At 41.9% G+C, this 9,828-nt stretch carries 7 protein-coding genes; 1 reads left to right on the top strand and 6 read right to left on the bottom strand.

Annotated features, from left to right (window positions below):
* The 6 genes from M3O96_RS21675 to M3O96_RS21650 form a co-directional block, all read right to left on the bottom strand.
* On the bottom strand, positions 1-3,789 hold a 3,789-nt coding region (locus M3O96_RS21675; RefSeq protein ID WP_249725263.1), incomplete at its 3' end, for an HYR domain-containing protein.
* A gap of 12 nt (positions 3,790-3,801) precedes the next feature.
* A complete protein-coding gene (locus M3O96_RS21670) occupies positions 3,802-4,791 on the bottom strand; it encodes a hypothetical protein (RefSeq protein ID WP_249725261.1) in 990 nt (329 codons plus the stop codon).
* Between the two features lie 383 nt (positions 4,792-5,174).
* The gene (locus M3O96_RS21665; protein WP_249725258.1) at positions 5,175-5,813 is read right to left on the bottom strand and encodes a response regulator transcription factor; all 639 of its coding nucleotides are present in this window, start codon (positions 5,811-5,813) and stop codon (positions 5,175-5,177) included.
* Between the two features lie 514 nt (positions 5,814-6,327).
* Entirely contained in the window at positions 6,328-6,918 is a 591-nt protein-coding gene (locus M3O96_RS22085) for a hypothetical protein (protein WP_283774066.1), read from the bottom strand.
* Between the two features lie 358 nt (positions 6,919-7,276).
* On the bottom strand, positions 7,277-7,534 hold the full coding sequence (locus tag M3O96_RS21655; protein WP_249725255.1) for a YtxH domain-containing protein: 258 nt from the start codon (positions 7,532-7,534) through the stop codon (positions 7,277-7,279).
* Positions 7,535-7,658: 124 nt separating this feature from the next.
* Complete coding sequence (locus M3O96_RS21650) at positions 7,659-8,753, bottom strand: DUF1573 domain-containing protein (protein WP_249725252.1); 1,095 nt, start codon at positions 8,751-8,753, stop codon at positions 7,659-7,661.
* Positions 8,754-8,824: 71 nt separating this feature from the next.
* Between M3O96_RS21650 and trpS the strand changes: the two genes are divergently transcribed.
* Positions 8,825-9,805, top strand: a complete 981-nt coding sequence (gene trpS, locus M3O96_RS21645; protein ID WP_249725249.1) for a tryptophan--tRNA ligase — start codon at positions 8,825-8,827, stop codon at positions 9,803-9,805.
* Positions 9,806-9,828 lie beyond the last annotated feature (23 nt).

The raw sequence follows: 9,828 nt of genomic DNA, 5'->3' as shown, positions 1-9,828 counted from the left end.
CGTGACCACAGTTTCCCCGATTGGGAAAATATCCGGTGCATCGTTGCTTACTGAGGCAACAGCGCAGTTGTCCGAAATGGAAGGATCACCCAAGGAAACAACAATTGCCTCACATTTACCCGAAACTGTATTGACTATCAAATCAGCCGGAGCAGTGATGCTAGGATCTTCCTCGTCCTCGACGATTACAAATTGAACAGCAGTTGCTGAATTTCTGCTGCCATCAACCACCGTCCAAACCACCTGTGTTTCTCCCAATGGGAAGGTGGCCGGCGCATTGTTGCTCACAGATTGAATCGAACAGTTATCTGATACAACCGGCTGACCAAGATCAACTGAACTTGCCGAGCAATCACCGGCATCTGTTCCTATGAAAACATTGGCAGGAGCAGAGATTATTGGCTTTTGATTATCAGTCACCGTAATGGTCTGCGTAGCTGAAGCAGAATTGCCTTTGTCGTCCTTCACAATCCATGTCACTATCGTTTTACCTAATGGGAAACTTTCCGGGGCATCGTTGGTCAATCCGCCATCCGGGATATCTCCTGTAAAAGAAGCTGTCCCAATATTCACGCCTGTAGCTTCACAGACTCCTTGGTCTGCATTGACACTGACATTGGCAGGTGGTGTGATGGTTGGCAATTGAGATTCTTCTTCCAAAATCGTTACTGTTTGGGTAGCAGTTGCCGCATTTCCAAATTCATCTGTTACCGTCCAGGTTATAGTTGTATTGCCAACAAGGAAGCTGTCCGGGGCGTCGTTGCTGATATTTGCCACTTCGCAATTGTCAGAGACTGTAGGCTCGCCGAGATTGACATTAGTGGCAACGGAACTTCCGGGATCTACCTGTACTGTCAGGTTGCCCGGAGCAGATATGGTAGGTGTTTCATTGTCCTCCACGGTCACTTTCTGTTTAGCGGTGGCGGTATTGCCACTGACGTCTGTCACAGTCCATGTTACCATTGTCTCCCCAATTGGGAAAATATCAGGTGCATCGTTGCTTACTGAGGCAACAGAGCAGTTGTCTGAAATGGAAGGGTCACCTAAGGAAACATCGATTGCCTCACATTTACCCAAAACGGTATTGACGGTCAAATCAGCCGGGGCAGTGATGCTAGGATCTTCCTCGTCCTCGACGGTTACAAATTGAAGTGCAGAAGCGGTAAGTCCTCTTCCGTCAGTCACCTTCCAAGTTACAACCGTTTCGCCTATAGGGAAGATGGATGGCGCATCATTGGTAACGCCATCGGATGGAATGTCTTCCCCTGTTACGATAGGTGTCCCAATATCCGAAACAGTAGCGGAACAGGTACCCTGATCTGCGCTGATATTGATGGACTTGGGTGCGATGATGGTCGGTACTTCGGCCTGTGTAACAGTCACAAGCTGGGTGTCACTATTGGTATTGCCGCTAGCATCCGTAACTGTCCAAGTAACTGCAGTCTGTCCTATTGGGAAAAGTGCAGGCGCATTTGTCGTGACAGAAGCGACACTGCAGTTATCCGAAACGATAGGCTGACCAAGGGAAACACCTGATGCATTATCTTCCCCAGGCAGGATCTGAACAGTCAGGTCTGTCGGTGCAGTGATCAAAGGAATCTGCTTGTCAAGTACATTCACTATTTGCGTAGCTGTAGAAATATTACCGTTATCATCAGTGACCGTCCAGGTCACAGTCGTCGTACCTACAGGGTAGGTATTAAGACCATTATTGGTGACACTCTCAATACCACAATTATCAGAAACAGTAGGCTGGCCAAGGGTAACATTCTGCGCATCGCAGGCACCCTGTCTCGCATCAACAGAAACGGATGCAGGTGCTGTAATGACAGGCTTTTCTGCATCTGTCACTTTCACAGTCTGGGTTGCGCTGGCAGAATTACCATTGCCGTCTTCGACAGTCCACGTAACGGTAGTCTCCCCTACAGGGAATTCATCAGGGGCATCGTTGCTGATGCCGTCACCTGCAATGTCCTCACCCGTCACAATAGGATCACCGAGATCTGAAATAATGGCAATACACTTTCCTTGGTCAGCATTGACACTGATAGCCGGCGGCGCAGTAATCGTAGGCAACACCTGCCTGCTGACCGTCACCAGCTGCAGTGCGGTGGCAGCGTTGCCGCTGCGGTCAGTTACTTTCCAAGTCACGGTAGTCACGCCAAGCGGGAACAGAATAGGTGCATTGTTTTCTATGGTCTGAACGCTACAATTATCTGCATACACTGGCTGTCCAAGAACTACATTCTCGGCAACATCCTTACCGATTGGAATGCGTATGTTCACATCCATCGGCGCACTGATGGTGGGTGGTGTCACGTCGAGTACCTCTACTTCCTGAGTTGCCTGAACCTGATTGCCTGCCGCGTCGGTAGCTGTCCAGGTGACTATAGCCTTACCGATTCCAAATACAGTCGGCGCATTGTTTGTCACGGTTGGATCTCCGCAGTTATCTGTGGCCGTTGCATCTCCGAGTGACACATTGGAGATACTGCATTGGTCTTGGCTTAGATTAATCGATACTTTGGCGGGAGCGATAAGGGTCGGTGACTCAGTATCCTTCAGGATGACAAGTTGTTTTTGGGTGGATTTGAGCCCGTTGCTATCTGTGTAAGTCCAAGTGATTTCGGTATTTCCCTGCTTGGTGATTGGGAAAAGGATTTCATTCACCGTACCTATCACTGGGGTACCATCTTCCGCTTTGGCAGTTGGAACTGTCAGATCTGTGAGATTGATGACACATTGGGCTTCGATATTCGGCAATTCAGCCAAATCAGGAACAGGCGGTGTGGTAAACTGCGGGTCGCCGACGATAAAGTTCTCGGAAACCACCCTACTCCACATGCCCCTGTTGTCCCGGATCCTGACGGTAATCGTATGTGATCCCTTGGGCAGGGAAGCCACAGCAATCAAGGACTCTACAGATATAGCAGAAGCAGGCTGAGTCAAAGGAATGGACGTAGCTTTGCCTTCTCCAGGATCGGATTCATCAAAGAAATACTCAACAAAATCCACCATTACTGGCATATTGAGATTTTCGTCCCCAACGTAAAATAACCTGCTCTTGGCAAGACCCCAATTATTGTCTTGACTTTTGAATCTGGTCCCAATGTTATGGAATCCTGGAGTCAAACCTGTGGTAGGAATATTCCCCACAACCTGCGGATTATTACCCGAACTGACAGCAAGGGCTTTGCCCAGTCCCGGTCCGGGATCGGTGTCTATGAAATATTCAGCCGCTGTGATCGGAACTAAAGGAGGATTGGTAATGCTGTTTTGAATAAAAAATAGCCTATTCTTTACCAAAGACCAGTTACCAATTTGGTCTTGAAACCTTACCCCAATAGTATGAAACCCTTCTGACAAACCAGAAAGGGTCACAGGAATCGCCAAAGAAGCCTCGATTCCCGGAGTGATGGTCACTTTCGTGCCATTGCCAGGTCCTGGGTCGGTATTGATAAAATACTCCAAACCTGTCAAGGTATTATTTGGGTTGGAGACTTCTGGGCTTTCGATAAAAAAGATTCTTGTCCTTGCCAATGACCAAAAGTCATTACTGTCTTTAAACCGCACCGAAAGGGTATGGAATCCCACAGGCAACCCTTGGAGGCTGACCTGTAGCTGTACGTTTGGATTGGCAGAAGGCGGGAAAGGAAAGGCCTTGCCTCCACCTACTCCCGGGTCGGTATCCAAAAAATACTCCGCCGCGACGATAGTGGGATTCTGGCCCCGGGCTGCAAAAGGCAGCCATAGCCATCCCACTAGGAGAATGCATAGAAAGGTTCTCATGCTCGTAGAGGATTAATTATTGGCTTTGCCTTCTACCTTGATATTGAGCGTACCGTTTTGGGGCACGGAAGGATTGAGGATGATGAAAGATTGGACACTGGGAATACCGGGGATCATGGTAATCAAAAATCCCCTGCCACCAAACATCCCGATATCTCTCCCATCCGTGCCTGCATTGATTCCCGGACTGCCAGGCTTTAGGGAGAAATCTCCAGGAAAAAAATCAGCCCTGAATGAAACAACTTGTGGGTCGGTACTGAAGAAATTACCCGAACTGCTGTTGGCATTGAAGTCAATAGTGGGGGCATTGTCAAAAATATTGTTGGCAAAGCTCCCACCAGTCACTTGCGAAAAACTAGAACTAAAATAGATATTGTTGTTGTAGATGTTTCCATTTCCCGAATGACCCGAAAAAACCCAGACATTGTTCTCGAATATCGATCCATTTAAAGCAACGGTACTATACAGGTAGCAATTTCTTATGGACCAATTTGCGGATAGATTGGTGTTATTGGGTCGGTTCGCAATTCCGGAGGAATAAATAACACTTTCCTCAAGAATCCATTTTTGGGGAATCCGAGTAAAGTTTGATGTTTGATTTACTATATAAGCCACTTCACATCTTTTGACCTGCACCTCATCGCATTCTGCAGCGGTTATAGTGATAGTACCGATCTTTAATCCCTGAAGGACGGATTTGGACGTCTGGGCGCTACTGAATGTCATGGTGCCTATGGTTGCATTGTGACCGCCATTGAAATCAAGATTGGATCCTGGGCCTATCAGGGTGAGTCGCTTGGCCATGGTCACATTACCATAGCTGGTAGGAGAACCGCTGATGAGAATGATGTCCCCATCAGCAGATGCAGTGATGGCTTCCTGCAGGGAGGTAAATTGGGCCACATCGCCGGACTTATTGCTGACGGTGCGGGTGGCGGAAAAGACATTGCTTTGGAAAGCAAACAAACAAAATGCGGTGAGGAGTGTGTAAAAGATTTTCATGGCTATGTTTTTTGAAAAAGGTTAAAAGATGGATTATATAAAATTTTATGTTGTTTCAATTAAATAATTTTGCCGTAGTGGATACTTAAAGTCCGAGTGATATTTTGCTTCAAAAAAGATAACCTCGAAGAAGAATCAAATTGATTTCTAATTGAAATCGGATTATGATTTTTAAAACCCGGAAAGGGTTCTATAAAATCTTATAATTTTTAACCGATGTGAATATGAAATAGTGAATTCAAACTTTCAGTAATCATGAATTATCGTAAAATTCTAAATATTCCGTTTTGAAAAAAATACTTCCTAGGAGGTATTTTTTAGTACTAAGTGGAATTTTTGCCAAAAAAAAGTAAAAAATAATAGATTAAATTGAATTAGTTGGGTTAGTACCCATTTTGGTTTTTCAACAAATCGACAAGACCAACAAAATTTTTAAGTTGAAGTTTTTTGAGGATATTCCTTCTATGAGTCTTTACTGTAAGGGTACTTAGATTTAACTTATCTGCTATTTCCGTGCATTCCAACTGTGCCTTGGTGAGATTGACGATTTCAATTTCCCTTTTGGTAAGGTGATAACTTGATATTAATTTTTTACAGAGTTCAATGTCAAAATCAAGAGGGGAATTTGAAGTCGGTTCTTGAAAATAAGAATTGCCATTAAAAATTGTTCTGATCGTATCCATCAAAAAAGAAAGAGTTACTGCTTTGCTGATGAAACCATCAGCACCTAATACTCTTGCTTTTTCTATTGAAGCAACCGTATGGTGTGTACTTACAACCAGTTTTTTGATCCTAATTTTTTTATTTTTTAAGAATTCAAGGACCTCAAACCCGTCTAACACCGGCATTTCCAAATCCAAAATCAACATATCAGATTTATTACCTGCCTTTAGAAAATCTAATAGTTCTTTTCCGTTTCTGAAGGAGCCCACGAGATCGAACTCAGGGCTAGCGGCAATCATGTATTTTAGACCTGTTGCAAACAATTCGTGGTCATCGGTTATAACGATGGATTTTTCCATATTAAAAATAAATTCTAAAAAGCCTTTAAATATATATCAAATACAATTGGTTAGTTATTGCATTTGTAAAATTTAATAATTTATTAATCAATGGCTTAAAGGAGGTTATATAGCTAGTCCTTCATTTCATATTCCTTCTATTTACCCTTAAAAAAAAAGCCGTCACCAAATTACTTCAGCAACAGCGTTGGTCGATAAAAAATGTTCCAATAAGAGTTAATTCCTTGCAAAGGAATAGATAGATTTCTAATACTTTATATCCAATACTATTTATATCCTTTCAACATCTAACCGAATAAAGGATAGATGAATGTGCCGGTCAAACTGAGATAAATTCCTATTAATTAGTTTTTTAAATATTGAGAATTCAAGTACCTAGAGCCCATCCAAAACAGGCAAGTTTGTAAAAAAAATAAAATCATCATTTTCCATAATCCAAAAAAAATTCCCCCTTCCGGTTTTCACCAAAAGAGGGAATTTTTGATTTAGGTGATCTTAATAATGATTCCGGGTGTTAAGGTTTGATGCCTAAATATGTACACACTTCTTCATAATTATTCAAATCGACAGGCAAATTCAACCTTCCAGCCGTACCACCCGGGATGATGATGTACCTTGTCTGGGACGCTGGTGAAGCAACATCTACACCTGCACCATCAATAGCTGTGGAAACACCATGAAAAACTGTTAGATTTCTCAATTTGATAGTATAATCAATGGTAAAAACAGGGACAGCATTAGAATAATAAGTACAAGGCAATATTTTAATAAAATTAGTTGTTGGAGATTCTTTGAAATAAACCAATACAAGACCTTGGTCCATGATCTCTTGGGTGATTGAAGCAGCTTCAAAGCTGTGTGATATGAATTTATTCTCTTGTTTGATCCATACATTAGTAATCCACGGGCTATAAATGACATTTGTAATCCCATTTGTCCCTGCAATACCGGCTATTCCTTGGACTCCGTTGGGGCCTTGTGCACCGATAGGGCCTTGTGCACCTTCAGGGCCCTCAGGGCCTTCGGGACCCACACATGAAATTGAAAATGCCAAAATAAAAAAGATTAGAGAATGTGAGAATTTTGATTTTACTGTTTGTAACATATGATTGTTTTAAAATGAACTAAAAGATATAAAAAAGTAATCAATTGGCGCCTCTTATTTTATGCAATTTGAAATAAGATCAAAGCAGATATCAAAAGGACTTATTCAAATAGAATAAATGGAAAGGAATAAAAGGAGAATTTGTGATTTTTTAAATTCGCCTCCCCTCAGGTAAATCTAAATATTGGATAGAAAAAAATGAGAAAAACGTCAGGCTTTAGTACCAACTATTAGCACATTTTTGATTTAAACTGTAGAGATTAGGATAATCCTTAATACTTATGGAATTCAATTTGGATAAAAAATTGTAAAAAAAAAGGGAAGACGTTAGCCTTCCCTTTTTTGAAAATCTTTCCAATTACTTGGTAACTTTATCGACTTCAGCTTTTGCTTTTTTGGCTAGTTTGTCAACTTCTCCACTGACCTCATTGACTTTTTTTGTCAAGCCATCAAAAAACGAATTGAGCTTTCCGTTCGCTTCGTCAAGATATTCTCCACTTTTCTTGGTGATTTTTTTTCTGGTGTTTTCACCTTTGTCAGGCGCTACTAATATTCCGATCTGTACGCCGATCACTGCACCTACCAATGCTCCTAAAATAAATTTTGTTGAACTCATAGCTATGTTTTTTTTAAGTTGAAAATATAATTGTCCCGTTTTACTGAACATTTAAATTTAAACATTTATCGTACCAAAGTATTCAAAATGCCTAATTTTAATACGATAAAAAAATGATAGAGTTCTATTTTATTGAGCTTCTAACGACAATCGTCCGGACAGGATTGAGCGGATCATTGGTAAAAATAGAAATATGTTTGTGATCTATCCCTCTTCTACCTTTGGGATCAAAAGTAAACTTCAATTCAATTTTTTCTCCAGGTTCAAGGTCTTTTTTTTCTAATTGTACTTCTACACAATCGCAGTTGGTCGCGACCTTTCTAATGTTGAGTGGCTCTTGACCCATATTGGTCAATGTAATAGATCTGGATATTTTGGCGTTGGCTGAAATTTCCCTCAGGTCAATTTCTGCAGTGGCTATCCCCAACTTTGGTACCCTGTTTTCAAGGCTCTTAGGTACAGGCTGAAAATATTCATAAACCACTGACATCACCCTAATCCCTAAGTTCAAATCATCTTTGTCAAGGCCGATGCTAATGACTTCATCAAAATACCCCAAGTCATTTTTGGCAGCACCATCATAGGTCATGATCAACAAACCCCTTTGTTTGCTTTCCAATTGTGAAGGCTCCAAAGAAACTTTGATGTAATCCGGAAGCTTATCCTGAACATCCAATAGTCCGATAGGACTTTGCCCAAAATTATAAATCTCCACATACCTGATTTTGGGTTCATTGGTAAATATGTTCCCCATATTGACCGCAGTCAGCTTAAAGCCCAATTCCCCCACCCGGTGTGGAAAAGCCATTTCAAAGTTTTCGGGCAATGGCATGTTAATTCCTTCCAAAAATAAGGTGTCACCATAAATATCCAGATTGGTACGGATGATGATTCCTTTTGAAAACTCCCCACCCCTTTGATCAGGATCGAATTTTACTTTGATAGATCCTATCTGTCCATTTGCCAATGTATCCTTGCTATAGTCTACGGTAGTACAACCACAGTCTGTAAAAATATCTGTAATGTAGATGCTGTCCTGATTTTCATTCATGGCAAAAAACTCAGCCTCCACCGCTCCTTTTTCTTCCAAAACTGCACCGATGTCAATTTTTCTCTTTTCCCAGGTGAGGGTCTTTCTTTCAATTGTTTGGCCCGCGAGAGGAAGGCTGCTGATAGTCAGTAGGATTAGACCCGACAGATACAATGCACTTTTTTTCATATGGGCAAATAACGATAAAAAACCACCGAATTGTACCCTGATTTAATTATTTTGCGCCCAAATTTAAAACCATGGCAAGAGTACTGACAGGCATACAGAGTTCGGGCAAACCCCATCTTGGAAATATATTGGGTGCTATCGTTCCTGCTATCGAACTGACCAAACGGGACAACAATGATTCTTTTATTTTTATAGCTGACCTGCATTCCGTAACATCCATCAAAGATGGAAATCTCAGAAAGGAAAATACTTTGGCTGTAGCTGCTGCTTGGTTGGCTTTTGGATTGGACATCAGCAAGACGGTTTTTTACCGACAGTCGATGATCCCTGAAGTAACAGAATTGACTTGGTACCTAAGTTGCTTTTCACCTTTTCCCATGCTGGCAAATGCGACAAGCTTCAAAGAAAAATCTGACAGGTTGGCAGATGTAAATGCCGGTTTGTTTACCTATCCAGTCTTGATGGCCTCAGATATACTTATGTATGGTGCCAATATCGTTCCTGTCGGCAAAGACCAACTCCAGCATTTGGAGATCGCCCGCGACATTGCAAGTGCCTTCAACAACCGCATGGATGAGGAAATTCTTGTCATCCCTGAAGCTCGGATCAGCGAAGAAGTGATGATCATTCCCGGTACGGATGGACAGAAAATGAGCAAGTCTTACAACAATTACATAGATATTTTCCTACCGGAAAAAGAACTTAAAAAAAATATCAACACCATCATCACCGACAGCACTCCGCTCGAAGAACCAAAAAATCCTGATACCTGCAATGTGTTTAAATTGTACTCCTTGGTAGCAAATCCTGATCAAACAGCAACTTTAAGGTCAAAATACCTTGGAGGAAATTTTGGTTACGGCCACGCAAAGCAGGAGTTTTTTAACCTGATTATGGAAAAATATGGGGAGGAAAGAAAACGCTACAACTATTATATAGAGCATCCTTCAGAATTGGAAGCGAGACTTTCAGAGGGCGAAGCTAAAGCAAAAATCATTGCCCGAGGTTATTTAAATAGAGTGAGAGAAAAGTTGGGATTTGGGGTTGAATAATGGTTAATGGTCCCGATAGCTAT

Origin of the sequence: Aquiflexum sp. TKW24L (assembly GCF_023502205.1) — a bacterium.
Taxonomy (GTDB): domain Bacteria; phylum Bacteroidota; class Bacteroidia; order Cytophagales; family Cyclobacteriaceae; genus Cognataquiflexum.
The sequence above is the reverse complement of the archived record's forward strand: the minus strand, read 5'-3'. Positions and strand labels throughout refer to the sequence as shown.